The organism is Bacillus sp. SA1-12 (assembly GCF_000981385.1).
Classification (GTDB): Bacteria; Bacillota; Bacilli; order Bacillales; family Bacillaceae; genus Metabacillus.
Genome location: NZ_LATZ01000016.1, coordinates 78,038 through 98,171 on the forward strand (window position 1 = coordinate 78,038; position 20,134 = coordinate 98,171).

Here is a 20,134-nt window from a genome sequence, read left to right on the forward strand (position 1 = left end):
TAGGATGGCAGTTAATGTAATGACATCAAAAGAAGTGACGAAGAAAGTTTTTAATAAAGAAGAGTTGTTTATTCTTGATGTTCGTAATGAAAGTGATTTTAAAGATTGGAAAATCGAAGGAGAAAACTTTGAGTATTTAAATGTTCCATATTTTGAATTGCTAGATGGTGTAGAAGAAATCATTGAAAAAATTCCTGCTGATAAAGAAGTATTGGTTGTTTGTGCTAAGGAAGGTTCATCGGTAATGGTGGCAGAAATGCTTTCTGACGAAGGACTAAGTGTGTCATACCTTCAGGGTGGGATGAAAGCTTGGAGTGAACATTTAGAAATGGTTAAAGTGGGAGACCTAAATGAAGGAGGAGAAATTTATCAATTTGTTCGAATCGGTAAAGGCTGTTTATCTTATATGGTGGTTTCAAATGGTGAAGCAGCGCTTATAGATGCCACACGTATGACAGACATCTATCTGGAGTTTGCCAATAGTATTAATACTAAAATCACTCATGTATTTGATACACACCTTCATGCGGACCATATTTCTGGCGGACGTGAAATCGCTCAGAAAACTGGCGCAACTTACTGGCTACCGCCAAAGGATGCAACAGAAGTAACATTTGATTACCAGCCATTAGAAGACGGCAACAATGTAACAATCGGCAACACAACTATTAATATCGCAGCGTTATATTCACCAGGTCATACCATTGGTTCAACCTCTTTTGTAGTTGATAAAACGTTCCTGATGTCAGGTGATATTTTGTTCATTGATTCAATTGGAAGACCTGACCTTGCCGGCAAGGCAGAAGATTGGGTTGGTGATTTAAGAGAATCTTTATATAAACGCTACAGAGAATTGTCAGATGAAATCACTGTCCTACCAGCACATTTTATGATCATTGACGAGTTAAATGATGATGGAAGTGTGTCGGAAAAATTAGGTACACTATTTGCTAAAAATCACGGGCTCAATATCGAAGATGAAAATGAATTTAGAAAATTAGTAACTGAAAATTTACCAGTACAGCCTAATGCATACCAGGAAATACGTGAAACGAATATGGGGAAAATCAATCCTGACGTAGATCAAAAGCGCGAAATGGAAATCGGACCAAACCGTTGTGCGGTTCGTTAAAAATAGGAGGAATTATTGAAATGGAATCAACTAAGTTATTAGACGCAAAAGGACTGGCTTGCCCAATGCCGATTATAAAGACAAAAAAAGCTATTGGAGAGCTTGAACCAGGTCAAGTAATAGAAGTTCATACAACCGATAAAGGGGCAATCAATGATTTAACAGCCTGGGCTAAATCAGGAGGACATGAATTATTAAAATACGAAGACGAAAACGGAGTGTTAAAATTTTGGATTAAAAAAGGTTGGAAAATAAAGGGAACCAAATAAGGTTCCCTTTTTCTAAAGAGGGGAACAACATGGATATTAATCTTAGTATGACAATTTTCATAATTGGATTTGTAGGTTCCTTTATTTCTGGGATGTTAGGAATAGGTGGAGCCATCATTAACTACCCCATGTTATTATATATTCCAGTCATGTTAGGGGCTGGACATTTTACAGCACATGAGGTTTCTGGCATTACAGCCATCCAAGTGTTCTTTGCGACAGTTGGTGGTGTTTTGGCTTACCGTAAAGGTGGTTATTTAAATAAGACGCTAATTACTTACACGGGAATTAGCATTTTGATTGGAAGTTTTATTGGAGGATTTGGCTCTACTCACATGCCGGAAAGTGGAATTAATATCGTTTATGGAATTTTAGCTCTTATTGCTGTTGTCATGATGTTTGTACCAAAAAAAGGTATTGATGATATCCTATTGGAACAAGTCCAGTTTAACAAATGGCTTGCAGCATTATTTGCTTTCGGAGTGGGCATTGGTGTTGGTATTGTAGGTGCGGGAGGAGCATTCCTGTTAGTTCCTATCTTGCTTGTGGTTTTAAAAATACCGACAAGAATGACACTTGCCTCTTCATTAGCAATTACACTTATTTCGTCAATTGGGACTGTTTCTGGAAAAATCGCAACAGGTCAAGTACCGATTCTGCCTTCACTTTTAATGGTTGTTGCGAGTTTAATTGCTTCACCTATAGGAGCCAAGATGGGGAAAAGAGTGAACACAAAAGTTTTGCAAGGTATAATGATGATTTTAATTTTAGCGACAGCAGTGAAGGCTTGGATAGCAATTTTATAAATTTTATGAAGTTCAAATAATAGCTATAATAGTAATTTTGTGAAATTATTCACTTAAAGTAATGAGGGCTTAGTATAAAAAGAGATTGCTTTTATGATTCGTCAGGTTTCTTTATAATCCGAAAACGTTAAAAAAACACGGATGTGTAATGCTGCATAATGCTAAAAATGTAAAAGCGCCTACCGCCTGAATAATAATGGGCTTGGCGCTTTTTGCTTACTCTGATAGTTGCTATTATGTAAACTAGTTTTTGTATACAGTATTTATGTGAAAACTTGATAATCTGCTCAATTAGCATAACGTGTTTGCACTTGGTAATAATAAACAGAAATAATATTGCTTTTTTATTTGAAATAATTCCAAAGTTTCATTATAGGGAGTTTATTATGAAACCCAAAAAAATTAGTGCAGTCCAGCTCATTTATGTGATAGTTGGATTTCAAATAGGAAATACATTGGTTTATGGATTAGGTGGAGGAGCAAAGCAAGATGCCTGGTTAGTTATTATACTTGCCATGTTAGGCGGTTTTATCTTAATGTTTGTTTATACAAAGCTATCTTCCTTTTATCCAGAGGATACTTTGCTTCAAATGATCCCTAAAATTATCGGTAAATTCTTGGCTTATCCAATTATTTTGATCTATATTTGTTATTTTACATATTTAGCTGCTAAAGCTTGTAGGGATTTTGCTGAAATTATTGCTGCAACGCTCTTAGATGATACCCCTTTGGTTGTTGTTATTGGAAGTTTTGTGATGTTAATGATTTATTGTTTTCGCGGTGGGATTGAAACATTTGGCAGAATGGGAGAAGCTGTTTTTCCAGTTTATATTATGGCAATGATTGTAATTTGGATTTTGCTTTTAACTGTAAAAGATTTTAACGTAACTAAAATTATGCCTATATTAGGAAATGGTCTCCAGCCTGTATTAAAAGAAGTTTTTCCAACTGTATTAACCTTCCCTTTTGGGGAGTCTATCATTATCACGATGTTTCTCCCATTTTTAAATAATAAAGAGAATGTTAAAAAAGTAGGTATGATAGTTATTCTTATTACAGGTAGTTTGATTACATTAAATTTGATCTTGATTTTATCTGTTTTAGGACCTGAAATTTATAATAAGGAATTTTTTCCTCTACTCTCTGCAACTAGACTGGTTACTATTGCAAATTTTCTTGAACGATTTGATGCATTGATTATTTTAATGATGGTTGCAGGTGTGTTTTTTAAGATCGGTGGCTGGTTATTCGGGGCAACTGTTGGGATTGCACATTTATTTAAACTAAGACAAACAGCATCTGTATTCCTTGGACTAGGGACAATTATTACGCCATTATCATTGTTAGCTGCATCAAATCAAATTAAATATAATGAAATTGGGTTAGAAATTGTTACTAAATACATACATATACCATTGCAAATTGCTTTTCCAATATTATTACTATGCATTGCATTTATACGTAAAAAGCTAAAACTTGAGAACTCTTCTATATAATAGCTAGCTCCTTCGGTAATGTAGCTCTGATTTGGTTTGTTTTTTTCCGTAAACAGTCTAACTAAATTAACTACGGTGTTGCAAGTAACGAGCTAGGTTGGTTCGTAATAACTTTAAACTATAGATTGTAAGAGTTGAAGGTCAATGTTTTGATTCGACAACCCTTTCTTTATTAAGGGAGAATCGTTTTAGAAGAATTAATGTGTATTGAAAAATCATTAGGAGAAATTATTGACTCTAGGAAAATTTTTGAATACACTGTCATTAATTATGAAATAAAGGCTATGAAGAGAAAAAGTAAAATGATTTTGTTTTTCACCAGAGAGCTTCGGAAGCTGAAAAGAAGCAAAAACACTCATTTGAACAATGGTCTCTGAGCTTCGTACTGAACGTACTTTTTGTATTAGTAGGACACGACGAGTATTGGCACTCGTTATCAATGTCACAGTATAAGAGTAGCATGTATTACTCCGTACTTGTTGAGACAAATGGTGTGAGCCATTTGTAAATTAAGGTGGTACCGTGTGGAAATTCAAACCTCGCCCTTAACTATTACAGTTAAGGCGAGGTTTTTTTGTATTTACATTTCATATAAATTAGGAGGTCTTTATTTTGAGTATTTTTATTGGCGGGGCTTGGGCTTATGCGAACGGCTCTTTACATTTAGGTCATCTTTCGAGTTTGTTACCTGGGGATATTCTTGCGAGATATTATCGTTTAAAGGGAGAAAAGGTTTTATATGTATCGGGAAGCGATTGTATGGAACACCTATTACAGTGAGAGCGAAACAGGAAGGTGTTCCTCCAAAAGTTATTTCAGATCGTTATCACAAAGAATTTGAAGATTGTTTTTCAAGACTGGGATTCTCATACGATATCTATACAAGAACGGATTCAGAACATCATCATAATATTGTTCAAGAGATATTTCTATATTTGCTTGAAAAAGGGCTAATTTACAAAAAAGAAATTGAACAAACTTATTGTGAATATTGTCAACAGTTTTTGCCTGACCGTTATGTTGAAGGAATTTGTCCTGTTTGTAATGAACATTCTCGTGGTGATCAATGTGATAATTGTTCAACTATATTAGAACCACTTGAACTACTTGAGAAAAAATGCAAAATTTGTAGGCACGAACCCACTACGCGATTCACAGAGCACTTTTACTTTTCTTTAAGCTCTTTTCAAAAAGTTTTGGAGAACTATACAGAAGAGGCAGAAAACAAACAACTTTGGAGGGAAAATGCTATTTCTCTTACTAAGCGTTACTTAAAGGAAGGTTTACAAGATAGAGCAGTTTCAAGAGATTTGCCTATTGGTGTAAGTGTTCCAGTTGCTGGATATGAAGATAAGAAAATTTATGTTTGGATTGAGGCAGTCTCAGGATACTATACAGCTAGCAGACTCTGGGCTAAAGAAACAAATAATGATGATTCTACGTTTTGGAATTCTACTGCAAAGTCATATTACGTTCACGGGAAAGATAATATACCATTCCATTCGATTATCTGGGCTGGCATTCTTGCTGGTATTGGAAAAGAACCATTGCCAACACATATCATTTCAAACGAGTATTTAACTTTAGAAAGGAAAAAATTATCAACAAGTAAAAATTGGGCTGTTTGGGTTCCATATATTTTAGAAAGGTACGATTCAGATTCAATACGATATTTTCTAACAATCAATGCTCCAGAGAACAGAGATGCAGATTTTTCTTGGAAAGAATTTATTCATAGCCATAATAGTGAGTTATTAGGAGCTTATGGAAACTTTGTAAATCGGACATTAAAATTTATTGAAAAATCATTTGATGGTGTTATTCCTGAAAAGAACATAGCTTCAAATATTCAGGATCAAGTAAAGCATCTATACAATATAGTAGGTCAAAACATTGAAACGGCTTCCTTCAAACAAGGATTGGAAAAAATATTTGAGCTTGTTAGATTCTCGAATAAATACTTTGATGAACAACAACCTTGGAATCAAATCAAGGATGATGCTGAGTCTTGCAAACAAACCTTGGCAGATTGTGTTTATCTTATTGCTAATTTAGCTCAAATTCTAGCCCCGTTCTTACCTTTTTCAAGCATAAAGGTTAAGAAAATGATAAACGTAATTGAAACTGGATGGGAAGCGTTTTTAGTCAAATCCCAGCATTTGTCGAAGGTGGAACCATTGTTTGTAAGAATAGACCCTAGCAGAATAGAAGAAGAGCTTCAAAGATTAAATACTAGCACTGTATAACCTAAAATGATTAAGTTTATTTTAGCGGAAATGATACCCTTTACCAAGTGTTTTAAAGCCTTCACTTAACCTAACGAGCGAAATGATAAAGATCCGGCTGCCGTTCTGCCGGATCTTTTTTTAAAAAACGAAAGGAGCGGTGCTTCAAAAAGAGGATAGATAAAATAAGGCACTGTATTTCGAATTGACATTAAGAATGGCATCACTGTTCAAGAAAAGGGGTTCATTTTTTGTACAAGATAGTTTAAAAACGCTTGGCTATAATCTCTAAATCTACAATTGTAAGAGATGCCAAACTCGAGACGTGTGAAAAAAAGGTGGCTTTACCACTCGTTCAATAAATCGATAAAGTTTTGAGCAGCTTTAGATAAGCTATGATTCTTCAGCCATATTAATCCGACTGGGGAAGAAATCTCAGTTGTGCTGGAAATTTTGTGAGCTTGTATAGAATACCCTTTATGTCGTTTAAGCATCGTTTCCGGAACAATCGATGAACAAAAATCAGATGAGATTAAATCCATCAAAAGAGTAATGTCTGAACACTCACCAACAATGTTGGGATGCAGATGAAACCGGGAAAAGGCCTCCAAAATTAAATAGTGTACACCTAATCCCTCTGTACTCGGTAAAATGAGAGGATAGTCTTGAATTTGATCAAGTGAGACTTGATGGTCGAACGTTTTCTGTTTTTGGGATGTAATAAAGTAAAAAGGTTCTGTATAAAGATGAAGAACTGAAAAATCGTCGAGGTCGAGCGGCAAACGAATGATCGCGAGTTCTACTATTCGGTCTCTCACTAGTTTACAAAGATGAGAGGATTCATTTTGTTTAATTTTATAAGTCACCTTTGGGTATTGCATATTAAATTGATGAAGGATTTCAGTTAACTCAGCAACGGAAAACGTATTGATGCCTATTGCCAACGTTCCGTTTACTCCGTTTCCGACTCCCTTTACCTCCATTTTGGCTTCTTCCATTAATTGGGTCATTTCCAAGGCGTATTTATATAATGTTTTTCCAGCTTCCGTTACTTCAAAATATTTTCCGCTTCTCTCTACTAATTTTGCGCCAAGTTCCTCTTCCATTGATTTTAACTGCTGGCTTAAAGGTGGTTGAGAGATATGAAGTTTTTCAGCAGCAGCGGAAATTTTCCTTTCCTCTACAATCGCTATAAAATATCGCAGCTGTCTTATGTCCATCAGCAAGCACACTCCTTTTTATAATATGAAAAACTTTAGTAAATCTTATTTTTTTTATATTTTTCATATAATTATCCCCATGTTACCATGTTTGTATATAAGGTGAAAGCAGCTGTGATAATCAGAATGGTTCAACTTGAGCTTCATATTATCGCAGTAAAGATGGGGGACGGGCTTTTTTAGGAATGCCCCTTTTGACACAATTGAAAAGATTATTTAATTAAATATGAGGAGGCGAAAAAAAGTGACAGATACGAAAGCATACTGGTTAACGAATGTCAGATTAGAAACTGGTTATCACTATGAAAATGGTAAAATTGCAGGAACAGAAACGAAACGTTTCCATATGAAAATTCAAGATGGGAAAATAAATAAAATTGTTTTAGCTGATAAATCATTTGAAACCAATTTGCCTAAACGGGATGCGAATCATTATTTAATGCTTCCATCATTTAGAGATATGCACATCCATATAGATAAAACGTATTACGGAGGTCCTTGGAAAGCGCCAACGATTCCAACTAAGGGTCTTCTGACAAGGTTAGAAGAAGAGGTAGAACTGCTTCCGCGCTTATTGCCTGTTGCCGAAGAAAGAGCGAAAAAATTATTAGACTTACTCCTGCATTCAGGTTCAACTCACATCCGCACACATTGCAATGTCGATCCTGTAATCGGATTGAAAAACCTAGAAGCAACTTTACAAGCAGTGCAAGCTTTTAAAGGAAAGGCTTCAGTTGAAATAGTTGCTTTCCCGCAGCACGGATTATTACGCAGCCAATCTGTTCAACTCGTAAGAGAAGCATTGCGAAGCGGGGCTTCATTAGTTGGCGGTGTTGACCCTGCATCAATTGACGAAAATATTGAGAAATCATTACAAACGGTAATGGAACTTGCCGTGGAAGCAAATGTAAACATTGACCTTCATATACATGACCCGGGCCATCTTGGTATTTTTACGTTTAAGCGATTGGCATCTCTAACAGAAGAAGCTGGATGGCAAGGAAGAGTAACCATAAGCCATGCGTTGGCTTTTGCTGATATCTCTGCTAAGGAAGCGAGTGAAGTCGCAGAGCTGCTGGCTCATCAAGGTATTTCAATTACATCGTCTGTTCCGATTGGAAGGACGATCCCGATTCCTCTCTTGCATGATAAAGGAGTGGAAGTATCACTCGGCGATGACAGCATTACAGATCATTGGTCTCCTTTCGGGAAAGGAGACAGCTTGGAAAAAGCAGGGACGTTAGCGGAGCGTTTTGGCTTAAGTGATGAACGTTCACTTGGACAAACCTTAGGATTTATTACGGGAGGTTTAACTCCTTTAAATCAAGATGGAAAACAAATTTGGCCAAATGTAGGTGATGATGCCAATTTCGTTTTGGTTGATGCGAGTTGTTCAGCAGAAGCAATTGCAAGGAGAGCAAGAAGGGTAGCTGTTCTATTTAAAGGGAATTTAGCTGCTGGAGTACTTTAATGATTGAAATAGAAAGGAGAGATTCTCATGAGCTTACCTTTTTGGCTAACAAATGCACGGTTGGAGAGTGGTTTCCAAGTAGATCATGGCGTCATTACAGGAACTAAAACGGAATGTTTCCACTTATTGATTAAGGATGGGAAGATTAAAAAGATGGTATCTTCTAATGAAACCATTGCAGACAATTTACCAAAAAAAGATGTGAAAGGGTTTTTGGTTCTTCCGTCGTTTATAGAAAAACATTGCCATTTAGATAAAACGTTGCTTGGCGATAGATGGCGTTCTGTAACGCCTGTTAACAATATTTTTGACCGACTCGAAATCGAGAAAAAGGTTCTTCCTTCATTGAAGACTACTACGCAAGAACGTGCGGAAAAGTTAATTGACAATTATTTAAAATCCGGGGTGACACATCTAAGAACCCATGTAGATATCTATCCTGAGGTTGGATTGAAAAATTTAGTTGAAGTCCAAAAAGCATTGCAATCGTATGAAGGAAAGTTATCTTATGAAATTGTCGCTTTTCCGCAACATGGTTTATTGCGTACCAAGGCAAAAGAATTAGTAAGGGAAGCTCTTCGTCAAGGAGCAAGCTTGGTAGGGGGCGTTGATCCAGCTACTGTAGATGGCGATATTGAGGCATCCTTACAAATGATGGTCGAACTCGCTGTAGAAGGAAATGCGGGAATCGACTTGCATTTGCATGATGCGGATCATCTAGGTACCTTTACAATGAGAAGATTAGCACAGCTAACAAAAGAAGCAGGTCTGCAAGGCAACGTTGCGATAAGCCATGCATTTGGACTTGGAGATATCCCTCCATCTCAAGCAGAAGAAATGGCAGAACAATTAGCTGATGTAGGAATAACCATTATTACGAGTGTGCCTCTTGATAGAAAGTTTCCGCCTGTTAGTTTATTGCACAGGAAAGGAGTATCGGTTGCCGTCGGATGTGATAATATTTTTGATGTTTGGTCACCCTTTGGAAATGGTGATGTGTTTGAACGTGCCGGTCGTTTAGCAGAAGTTTCACGATGGATAGATGAACGATCATTAGCACAAGCTCTATATTTTATTACAGGTGGCAAAACACCGCTTAATCATACTGGGGAACAAGTATGGCCGATAGTTGGGGACGACGCCAACATCGTGTTTATTGAAGCATCTTGTTCCGCTGAAGCGATTGCAAGAAGATCGCGGCGGGCAGCTACTATGTTCAAAGGAGAATTCGTTTCAGGATCATTATAATCATGTAATGAATGCATGAAAAAAGCTGCGATTATTACGAAATACTGATACGTTGTCGGGTACTGGCGGAAATTAAAGATGTTTTTGCCTAGGGTTCTGTGCTTATACATGGACATTCTTCTTACAAAATGGGTGCTATCCTGGAACAAGGATAAGTGCCCGTTTTCCATTTTAAGGCCAGATAATTGATTAAATAGGTTATAAATACCGTAAAATTCATGCTTTCATTCAATAGTAATCTCCAATAATCAGGGGCTATTCATAAATAAGTACAGCGCATATTTCAATTGCAAAAAGGAAACTTTTATATAGGATTACCGTATAGTAATCGAGGTGAACTTCATGATCGAACTAATTCTGCTTTTTGTTTTGTTACTATTAACAGCACTTGCTCGTTACCTTGTATTTGGTGTATTTGAGCCATTATCTTTTGCGATGATTTTTCTTTTTCCAGTTGCAGCTTTTGCTATTTTTATTATTAGTAAACGATTTGCAAATAAAGAACTTTCTTATCAACCAAAAGATATTGTTGGGTGGTCATTTTACAATATTCAAAAGTCATTAATCATTAAAAAACCACTATTTGAAGGAAACAACCAGAGAGGTTATATAAAACGCTATTTCCCAAAGAAATGGCAATATGCTTTTGGAGATATTCTCGGTTTTAACTGGTATTTATGTTTAGAAATTCAAATTGATCAAGATACATATGATGTAAGATGGTATCGTGAAAAATGGTTAACAAATCAGGATCAGTGGAAAATTTATAAAAATGGAAAACAAATAGGTGGAGCACATACGCTAATCAATCTAAAAAACAGTTCAAAATTAAAAGAAGCAATTGTGTTTAGATTTAACGACACAGAATGTGTATCCTCAGCATCGACTATGACATCTACAATTTCACTATCTCAGAATGAAGAGTTACTTGGAACATTAAAACGCAACCATATCTTGAGTAACGTACAAATCATAGATATCCAAGAGCAGCGCCTAGACTATATAGTTGCTTTAATTGTTCATTCCTATTTTTTCAAAAATAAATAGTATAAAAGCAGTAAACGATAAATGATATTACTATAGCTTATTTGACGAACGGCAGCTTTAATTTAATAACAATCTTCAACGATTGCACGCTTTCCTTCAGCAAGGATTGCGTCTTTTTTATTTAAAGGGCAATGGAAGAAAATAACCATTTGATTGCTTGATATTTCACAATAAAAGGGGGTATATAAAATCAAACAGAAATATTTTAGAAGATGAGAGCTTGAGTATAGCTTATTAAACTTGGATAAAATGGAAGATGAAACATTGAGAACTCATAGATATGGAATGGATACAATTGGAGGATAAACCATGTCAACTGAAATGAATAGTTCAGCTCACACAAACCGTTCTGCCTACTTGGCCCGCAATCTATGGTCTGGAATTCTATTTGGAATTGGCCTAGCCGCCTTTATAGATGAGACAGTTTTTCATCAACTACTGCACTGGCACCATTTTTATGATAAATCAACGACAGATATTGGACTTATTTCCGACGGGCTGTTTCATGCCTTTAGTTGGTTTGCGACAATCGGGAGCTTGTTTATTTTTGCTGATCTCCGTCGGCGAAACGCATTGGGCATCATGAGGTGGTGGGGAGGAGTTTTGCTAGGTGCAGGCGGGTTCCAGTTATATGATGGTACAATCCAGCACAAATTAATGCGGATACACCAGATTCGCTATGTAGAAAATGTATTTATCTACGATCTGGTATGGAATATCTTAGCTGTTTTAATGATAATTATCGGACTCGGCCTTGTTGTTCGTACAAGGAGGAGACAACAATCGGGAAAGGCTGTTTCACATGAACAGTAATAACCATATTCATCATACCGATGGAACTCATGCAGCTGAGATAATACCGCAGCTGCTCGGTGCACTGCCGTTTGTGTTGGCCTTGATTATGTATATCCTTGCTGCAGTGGTTTCCAGCAGGTATTACAAGCCATGGCCGATATACCGGACTGTTTGCTGGGTTTTTGGAGTTTTCTTCGCTATTATTGCAGTGGCAGGTCCCTTAGCAAGTCGTGCCCATGTAGACTTCACAGCGCATATGATTGGTCATTTGTTTTTGGGAATGCTTGCGCCATTGCTCATGACACTGGCTGCGCCAATAACGCTGGTGCTGCGATCGCTAAGCGTTCCCTTAGCGAGAAGGTTTTCAAAGTTTTTAAAGAGTTGGCCATTGCGAATATTTACCAATCCCCTTGTTGCATCCTTACTTAATATAGGAGGTCTTTGGTTATTATACACTACCAACCTTTACTCCCTTATGCATGAGAGTATCCTTTTGCATCTAATCGTGCATTTCCATGTATTCTTGGCTGGCTATTTATTTACTGTGTCAATGATTTATATGGACCCGATATCTCATCGTGTTCCTTTTTTGAACCGTGCAATCGTATTAATTGTTGCTTTAGCTGGACATGGTATTCTATCAAAGTATATTTATGCTCAGCCACCTGCAGGCGTACCCACTGCACAGGCTGAAATTGGAGGTATGCTGATGTATTATGGCGGGGACGCAATTGACAGTATTCTCATATTCATTTTTTGTTTGCAATGGTTTCGGGACAGCCGGCCAAGAGCAAATGTACATCAATTAGAGAGCTCGCAAACATAAACTATTAGAGGGGAATCTGCAATTTAAGAGCAAGGGTTGTCTTATAACCTAGAAGTTCCTCCTGCCCATTCTGCGGTTATAATCAGGAATCGAACGCGAAATGGGCTCCTTCACGTAAGGCTGTTACACAGAAGGAAAGTGATTTTTGGTAAACTTGAAATAAAATAATGGATGATGAATTAAAAAATAATAGAGGGACGTTTGGATTAAAAGTCGAATATTTCTCTAAACAGAATCACAGTCTGTCAACTAAATGAAAACGATTTCTTGGTGTTGCACTAAGACAGATTTGATTGAGAAAAATGTTTGTAACATATAAGTCTAGCTTTTTTAATAATCTTTCTTGATCCGCATTAAGCCAATTTATCAATATTTGCTTGATAAACATTATCTTCAAAAGCATGGTGATCATGCGTATTACGGACAAAAATAGACCCATTATTATAACAACGTTTAAATTTTGCTTTAAATAATCTGACAGCACGAATTGTTACGTTTACTAAAAGTAAAAATTCAAGAAATTCAATGAAGCGCTGATTTTTCTTTTGACTGTGATAGCCGGAAATTTTTTAATTGGCTCAGCTTGGTTTTTTCCAAGGTTTCAACTTTACTCTTTTACTTAAATCTCTTTATGAAATTATATAAATTAAACTGGAGGAGAAATACGTGAGTGTTGCTGTGAAAAATTCTATTGAAAATGGCAAAACAGTACTTGGTGTCGAGCTTGGTTCTACCCGGATTAAAGCAGTTCTCATTGGAGAAGATCATATACCGATCGCATCTGGCAGCCATGATTGGGAAAATAGTTATGTGAACAATATCTGGACCTACAGTATAGAGGACATCTGGAAGGGGGTTCAAGACAGCTATCAAAAGATGGCAAACGATGTAAAACAGAAATATGGAGTGACCTTAAAAACAGTAGGAGCAATCGGTTTTAGTGCAATGATGCATGGCTATATGGTGTTTGACGAAGAGGGAAAGCTTTTGGTTCCTTTTCGCACCTGGCGAAACAATATTACCAGTCATGCTTCAAAAATACTGACAGAACTTTTTAACTATCAAATTCCTCAAAGATGGAGTATTGCTCATCTTTATCAAGCTATCTTGAATCAGGAAGAACATATTGGCGATATTAGCTTCCTGACAACTTTGGCTGGTTATATCCATTGGAAACTGACAGGGAAGAAGGTTCTGGGGGTCGGCGAGGCATCCGGCGTATTTCCAATCGATTTAAATACTCAGAACTATAATCAAACAATGATCGATCAATTTAATGAATTGATTGCGGGTCATCATCTGCCGAGAAAACTCGAGGATATTCTCCCAAAGGTATTGGTAGCGGGTGAAAACGCCGGTGTATTGACAGAAGAAGGTGCTAAGCTTCTTGATGTTACTGGAGAACTGAAGGCTGGTATTCCACTTTGTCCGCCTGAAGGAGATGCAGGAACCGGTATGGTGGCAACCAACAGCATAGCAAAGCGTACGGGAAATGTTTCAGCTGGGACCTCGGTGTTTGCAATGGTCGTACTAGAAAAGGAATTGTCCAACGTCTATTCCGAGATTGATATAGTTACAACACCTACTGGCAGCCTTGTTGCTATGGCTCATTCCAATAATTGTTCTTCCGATTTAAATGCATGGATTGGATTGTTTGAAGAATTTGCTAAAGCAATGGGTTTGGATGCAAGCTTAGATAAGTTATATGAAACTCTTTTTAAATTAGCTCTTCAAGGAGATGCTGATTGCGGCGGTTTACTCAGTTACGGATATTTTTCCGGCGAACACATTACACACTTTGAAGAAGGCCGTCCATTATTTGTTCGTTCATCAAATAGCCATTTCAACCTTTCTAATTTCATGCGTGTCCATTTATTCACAGCACTTGGCGCGTTGAAAATTGGTATGGATCTTCTTCTCAAACAAGAAGGTGTCCAGCTAGATCAAATACTGGGTCATGGCGGTCTGTTTAAGACCAAAGATGTAGGTCAGAGCATCATGGCAGCTGCTCTCAATGTTCCTGTTTCAGTAATGGAAACTGCAGGAGAAGGTGGAGCATGGGGGATTGCTCTCCTTGCATCTTTTATGATGAATAAAGAGACTGATGAAACGCTGGAAGGATTTTTAAGTCAGAAAGTATTTGCTGAAAAAGACGCTATGACCATGTTTCCTAACCCTAAAGATGTGAAAGGTTTTGAGCTATTTATGCAACGTTACATTAAGGGACTTGCAATTGAAAGAGCAGCAATAGACAATCTTCAATAAATAATCAAGTAATATAAAAAGAGTTGAAATGATCTCAGAAAGTCCAATAAAAGGGAAACTTTACAATAAGCGGGCGATCATATTGTAATAAAACAAAAGGAAGTCATCTTTCTCTCTAGGCAATGATTACATGAGAAGCATTCGTTGTAAAATGGCACCGAGTGCTTTTTTTCTTTCCTTTTTTGCTGCCTATGATTCTAATTTGCTAACCACTATTCTCTTAGGCTTCCTTACTAGCATGAAAAATTAGTAGAGGGCAGTAACGTTAAATCCAATTAACAGCTAGTGGAATGGAACAAGGATCAGGGCCACAACCTAACTTATGCTGAAAACTGATCATACGTTCTCAACCCTTTCCTTTTATGTTCCTTGTATGCTTTTTCCGATAGTTGAGTGGTGAAAAGCCATACATTTTTTTAAAAGCGCTCGAAAAATAGGGACCATAACTAAAGCCACACTGTTCTGCGATTGATTGAATAGAATGATCTGTTTTTAACAAGAATATTCGTGCTTGCTCTAAACGATAGGTATTTAAATACTCTAATGCAGTTACATTATGGAATCTTTTCATGTACTTAGCAATAGTATTTTCGTGAATATTAAAATGTTTTGCTAACATCGTGTTCGTAATTGGTTTATGGTAATTTTCTCTAATAAATTGAGCGACTTTTTCTGAAATAACATAACCACTATCCTTTGCATTTTCCTGGTACTCCAATAAATTTAGGAGAGAAAAAAAACTGATTTGTATGTCCCAAAATGATAGTTCTTTATTTTCATTTGTAGTAGCTAATAACAGCTGATCTATTTTGTTGTAAATCTCCTCATAATCTAATAATTTACACTTTTTTTGCAAGTGAAGTGTGTAACGGTGATTGTGAAAGTGTAAAGATGGGATCGGAATGTTTGATATTAATTTCCTTGGTTCATCTCCTTCTGAATAGAAACTATTTGAATAGAAATGTATCCAATAAAATTCAGTTTCTTCATCTGTTGGTCGTGTAGAAAAATGGTGCTTTAAAGGCAGTAATACCAGCATCTCGTTTTTATTTACAATAAAATCTTTCCCATCCTCTGTTAAGTAAAGCTTTCCTTTTTTTACAAAAATAAGATCGAAATACTCCAATTCACTCCTATTCGGATGCGATTCTCCTATTTCATATTTTGTTCTATTCCCTTCAATAAAGATTGGGAAAGGTGGCACAGCAATTGAAACGATCTCCATACGTATTCCCTCTAACTTTCATCTTAAAATGTCCATTCTAACTGCTTCTCCCGCATTTATGGAAATTTTAACCGTGTGAAATATCTTAAAAATTGACTAAAATCCTTTATTTTCATTCGTTGAATAGTTTGATATATTTTAGCAGAACTAATTGTTAACGTTTACTTCATTATACCCTTTAGGTGCTAATCAATGCACATTTTAATTAACCGTGTTCTTTTAGTAAACAATTGAAAAGAGGTAATTTTATGGAGAATAAACAATTTAGATTTGAAATTTCACCGAGTGGAAATTTGACAAATCTGATATTAAAAGAAGATACTCATCAAATGAATTGGGTCATGGATTCAACCTATCTAATCGATAGTGGATATGAAGAAAACGATAAATTGTTTGGAAATTTTTCTCTAAAAATAGATGGGAAAATAGTAAATAGTGAAGATATGTTACCGACCATCTCACAAGATGATGGGACTGCTACAGTCACTTTTGCTTTTGAACAAATAAAAGTCATCATGAAGTATGATCTAACACAATCTGAGGATCGATTCGTATGGAATATTAAACTCATAAATTGTACAGCAAACGAAGTAAAGGTTACAGATTTTGCGATATGGTCATCTTTTTCTTATGTAATGTACCGTATCAATGATCTTAATTTACAAACCAATCATTCAACTGCTGTTTTTCCATCAATCTCAGATCACTATTCTAAATTGGCGTGTGTCCGGAGAAGTAATGAGGCACCCCATTTAGGATTGTATCAAACAAAGGGACAAACGTTATCAGTAGGAACTTATTGTTCGTATAATAATCTATTTTTCGAAAGCGTTTCCCCTTCTTTAGATGGACTGTTATTTCATCAATTAATTTTAGCTGGAGGGTATCCAGAGAAGTTTGAAAATGCCGACTGGTTATATGAAAAAAAGGGGTTAATACTTCCTGGTTTAACAGTTAAAGAATGGGAATACTCATTTGAACCATTTACTAATCAAAATGATTTTTATCAAATTGCCAATAAAAATTACGGCCATCCTATTTTTCATTTCGAACCACTTGCAATCGAAGACCAGCCTTATGATTTCACTTTCGAACTACCTAAAGATCGGCAATTGACCGGTGCCTATATCGAATATTTGGACGCAGCTGGTGATAGAAAAAGGGAAAATATCTTTGCAAAAATTAATAGGAATGAAAATAAATATTATGCAAACCTAATATTCACAACACCTGGGGAACATAAGATCATAATTGAATTAGGTGGACAATTTTATGACAGCGTTATCCTAAATGTAATGGAACCAATCAAAAATATAATTGTAAATCGTTCCCATTATATTAGTGAAGTTTTGTTTAATGGAGAAAACAGTGAAATTCCATATAGTTACTCTCCTATTTCTAATCAGGGTGAGTCGTTAGGAAAATTAAGCTTAGTGTTAAAAAGTAATCTCTTAGGTCAAGCGAGAGTCGAAGAAGTTCAAAAAGTAGAGGCAAGCTGCGTTCACTATATTCGTCAAAAGTGGTTCCAAAATGGAGATTTTACAAAACCAACTTATTTATATGGTGATTTTTACCGCTGTATGGATTTTGAATATATAGCTCATGTATTTTACCTTCTTTCGCAGTTTGATGAGGATATTTTACAACTCCATCATCCGGATACTTACTTATCTTGGGCTGCTGAAGTATTTTCCTTACGGGTTAATCCTGATTTACATGATAACCCTCGAGGAAAAGAAGAAGCGGAGATGTTAGGTGTATTCTTCTTATATATTGATGAATTAATGGAAGAGCTTAAAATTCGCGGACTAACAGAAAAATATGAGGAAATCAGTTCTTTATGGTTAAAGATAGCGAACAAAGTTTCTAATGATAGCCAAACTTATAAAGCTGCTGTAACAGAGCATTTCTATGATAATGCTGGATTTGGCCCTGCAACAGGAGCTTTAGCAAGCACGCATCATGTCGATGCAGCCAAAATATATGGGGAGCTGGTACTTGCGAATATTGGCTTTTCCAACGATTTCCGTGCTCAAAGCCCTGATCGCTGGTGGGAAGCATTATCTTATATGATTCATTCCCTGTGGGGAGGAGTAACAGCTGCGGCATGCCTGAAAGCTTATGAAGAAATACGTGATAGCAGATATTTAAAAGCTGCCTATCGTGCAACTATTGGCATTCTTTACTGCTATGATACAAATGCAAAAGCTACTGATACGAAACTAGCAACTGGGGAAGCGGCTTCAACCTATAGTATAGCTGGTCCTCATATCAATCGACCTGACTTATCCCGAAACAGATTTGGCCAGTCGACTTTCTTTAAAGACGGAGGCATCTTTACTCGTTTATTCACGAAAGAAGAAGAAACGGCCGATTGGGATATGGGAGAAGAGCTAGTTGCCTATTTAGATGGATTTGGGAAGAAAACATTCCTATACGAAGAATCAGGAAAAGTTTGCATTGTCAATGGCTCGATTGAAGAGACAGACGAAGGACTTTTAATTACTAGTTATGCGCCATATCCGACTGAATATCATTTTTATGACAAAAATTTACATTTTCTTTCTAAAAATGGAGAGTCTATACCACAGGTATTATTAGTAGATGGGGAATTTAAAATAAAAAAAGAATTACTTACTAGGGAGTGAGAACGATGATGGAGGAAAAAGTAATAAAAAAATTGAAATACGATGTAAAAGAAGAAGATAACTCCAAATTGCCTTTTAAACGAGTATTAGCTTATGCTAGTACGGATACAGCTGGTAATTTACTATATTGTACACTTACTAGTTTCATTATGTATTTTTATACGGATGTGTTTGGAATTTCGATCGCTTCAGCAGGATTAATCCTGCTGATTGCCCGGATTTTTGACGCGTTGGATGCACCTATTTGGGGGTTAGTCATAGACCACACTCGGACCAAATGGGGAAAAAACCGTCCGTATTGGCTTTGGTTATCGATTCCTTTTGGACTAATGGTCTTTTTAACATTCCTAGCTCCAGATTTATCTCCAAGTGCCAAAGTAGCGTATGCTTTAATCACTTACATTGTTACAGGGATGGTTTACACAGGTGTTGCAACACCTATTACTGCTATTTTGCCAAACTTAACTACGAATTCTACTGAACGTGTTCGTTTAAATTCTTGGAGAAGTAACGGCGGGATGATTGGTTATTTAATAACTGCTTCATTCACTTTGCCTCTAGTCTCGTTTTTTGGAAACGGTAACGATAAATTAGGGTTTCAAGTTACCGTAGGTATCTATGCGGTGATTGCCATTGCTTTACTGCTCTTTGCTTTTTCTGGAACGAAAGAAATCAATACGAAAAGTATAAAATCAATCCCTATCAAGCAAAGCTTTGGAGCAGTGAAGGGAAATTGGCCATGGATCACTCTGGTTATTGCTTTTATTCTCTATTGGTTAGGCAATACTTCAAGAACTTCAACTTTGATCTATTATGCCGAATATAATCTTGATAATAAAAACTTAGCATCCATCTTAAATGGACTTGTTGTTTTCCAAATGATATCTATAACAATCCTTCCATTTATCGTTAAAAGATTTTTGAAAACGCATACCCAAATTATAGGATTCGCAATTGCAGCGATTGGTCAAGTGATCATTGCTTTTGCTGGAGCTAATGCTTCGATGATTATCTTTGGATGGATAGTTGCATCACTAGGAACAGGTATTGCTGTTACATTACCATTTGCTATGTTATCAGATACAGTTGATTATGGAGAATGGAAAACAGGTATTCGTGCAAGCGGATTCTTAACTGCCATTGGCAGCTCGTTCTGTATCAAAATAGGATCTGGATTGGGTAGTTTTTTTCCTTCTATTATTATGGAAAAGGCAGGATACGTAGCAAATGCAACTCAATCTGCTGCATCATTAGCCGCGATTAAGTTTTGTTTCACCTGGCTGCCGGCCATCTTCTTTATTGTAGGTGCAATTGTTATGCTGAACTACACCAAGTACGAAAAGAAAGAAGAATATGTGCGCAATCAGTTGTTATAGGTGACGGTTCTATGTTGTTTTAAGAACAGGGGATTATTCCCCTGTTCTTTTTAAGTGCGCCCAGCATGGGTGTAATCTATAGGGT

The 20,134-nt window shown here is 36.5% G+C and carries 14 protein-coding genes, 1 pseudogene and 1 other annotated feature; of the genes and pseudogenes, 13 read left to right on the forward strand and 2 right to left on the reverse strand.

The genetic code is table 11. The features are described from left to right. Positions 1-4 precede the first annotated feature (4 nt). The 5 genes and pseudogenes from WQ54_RS11555 to metG all read left to right on the forward strand — a co-directional run bounded on the left by WQ54_RS11555 (position 5) and on the right by metG (position 5,949). Positions 5-1,132, forward strand: coding sequence for an MBL fold metallo-hydrolase (locus WQ54_RS11555; protein ID WP_046516557.1), 1,128 nt, complete (start codon positions 5-7; stop codon positions 1,130-1,132). 20 nt (positions 1,133-1,152) lie between these two features. Further along, complete coding sequence (locus tag WQ54_RS11560; RefSeq protein WP_046516560.1) at positions 1,153-1,401, forward strand: sulfurtransferase TusA family protein; 249 nt, start codon at positions 1,153-1,155, stop codon at positions 1,399-1,401. A gap of 29 nt (positions 1,402-1,430) precedes the next feature. Continuing rightward, positions 1,431-2,207: a sulfite exporter TauE/SafE family protein gene (locus tag WQ54_RS11565; RefSeq protein ID WP_046516563.1), complete on the forward strand. Its 777-nt coding sequence runs from the start codon at positions 1,431-1,433 to the stop codon at positions 2,205-2,207. Positions 2,208-2,518: 311 nt separating this feature from the next. Next, positions 2,519-3,703: an endospore germination permease gene (locus tag WQ54_RS11570; protein WP_156177893.1), complete on the forward strand. Its 1,185-nt coding sequence runs from the start codon at positions 2,519-2,521 to the stop codon at positions 3,701-3,703. Positions 3,704-3,978: 275 nt separating this feature from the next. Then, positions 3,979-4,253 (forward strand) — a binding site (T-box leader). Positions 4,254-4,384: 131 nt separating this feature from the next. Then, a pseudogene (gene metG, locus WQ54_RS11575) lies at positions 4,385-5,949 on the forward strand (methionine--tRNA ligase). A 323-nt stretch (positions 5,950-6,272) separates the two neighbouring features. On the opposite strand, the gene WQ54_RS11580 reads toward metG, so the two are convergent. After that, positions 6,273-7,148 (reverse strand): LysR family transcriptional regulator, encoded by an 876-nt coding sequence (locus WQ54_RS11580; protein ID WP_046516569.1) that lies wholly within the window; start codon positions 7,146-7,148, stop codon positions 6,273-6,275. 244 nt (positions 7,149-7,392) lie between these two features. On the opposite strand from WQ54_RS11580, the gene WQ54_RS11585 reads away from it, so the two are divergent. From WQ54_RS11585 to WQ54_RS11610, 6 genes are all read left to right on the forward strand, one after another. Further along, on the forward strand, positions 7,393-8,619 hold the full coding sequence (locus WQ54_RS11585) for an amidohydrolase family protein (protein WP_231597510.1): 1,227 nt from the start codon (positions 7,393-7,395) through the stop codon (positions 8,617-8,619). Positions 8,620-8,646: 27 nt separating this feature from the next. Next, positions 8,647-9,867 carry an amidohydrolase gene (locus WQ54_RS11590; RefSeq protein WP_046516575.1) on the forward strand — a complete coding sequence of 407 codons (1,221 nt, stop codon included), beginning with the start codon at positions 8,647-8,649 and terminating at the stop codon, positions 9,865-9,867. Between the two features lie 342 nt (positions 9,868-10,209). Beyond that, positions 10,210-10,914 (forward strand): hypothetical protein, encoded by a 705-nt coding sequence (locus WQ54_RS11595; protein WP_046516578.1) that lies wholly within the window; start codon positions 10,210-10,212, stop codon positions 10,912-10,914. A gap of 309 nt (positions 10,915-11,223) precedes the next feature. Continuing rightward, positions 11,224-11,727, forward strand: coding sequence for a DUF2243 domain-containing protein (locus WQ54_RS11600; protein ID WP_046516582.1), 504 nt, complete (start codon positions 11,224-11,226; stop codon positions 11,725-11,727). An 88-nt stretch (positions 11,728-11,815) separates the two neighbouring features. After that, on the forward strand, positions 11,816-12,535 hold the full coding sequence (locus WQ54_RS11605; RefSeq protein ID WP_231597513.1) for a cytochrome c oxidase assembly protein: 720 nt from the start codon (positions 11,816-11,818) through the stop codon (positions 12,533-12,535). Between the two features lie 666 nt (positions 12,536-13,201). After that, a complete protein-coding gene (locus WQ54_RS11610) occupies positions 13,202-14,800 on the forward strand; it encodes a xylulokinase (RefSeq protein WP_046516586.1) in 1,599 nt (532 codons plus the stop codon). A 346-nt stretch (positions 14,801-15,146) separates the two neighbouring features. Here the strand turns inward: WQ54_RS11610 and WQ54_RS11615 are convergent, their stop codons facing one another. Beyond that, positions 15,147-16,025, reverse strand: coding sequence for an AraC family transcriptional regulator (locus tag WQ54_RS11615; RefSeq protein WP_046516590.1), 879 nt, complete (start codon positions 16,023-16,025; stop codon positions 15,147-15,149). A gap of 248 nt (positions 16,026-16,273) precedes the next feature. Here WQ54_RS11615 and WQ54_RS11620 point away from each other — a divergent pair, with 248 nt between their 5' ends. Next, positions 16,274-18,673: a hypothetical protein gene (locus tag WQ54_RS11620; protein ID WP_046516593.1), complete on the forward strand. Its 2,400-nt coding sequence runs from the start codon at positions 16,274-16,276 to the stop codon at positions 18,671-18,673. 5 nt (positions 18,674-18,678) lie between these two features. Beyond that, positions 18,679-20,049 carry an MFS transporter gene (locus WQ54_RS11625; protein ID WP_231597511.1) on the forward strand — a complete coding sequence of 457 codons (1,371 nt, stop codon included), beginning with the start codon at positions 18,679-18,681 and terminating at the stop codon, positions 20,047-20,049. Positions 20,050-20,134: the final 85 nt, after the last annotated feature.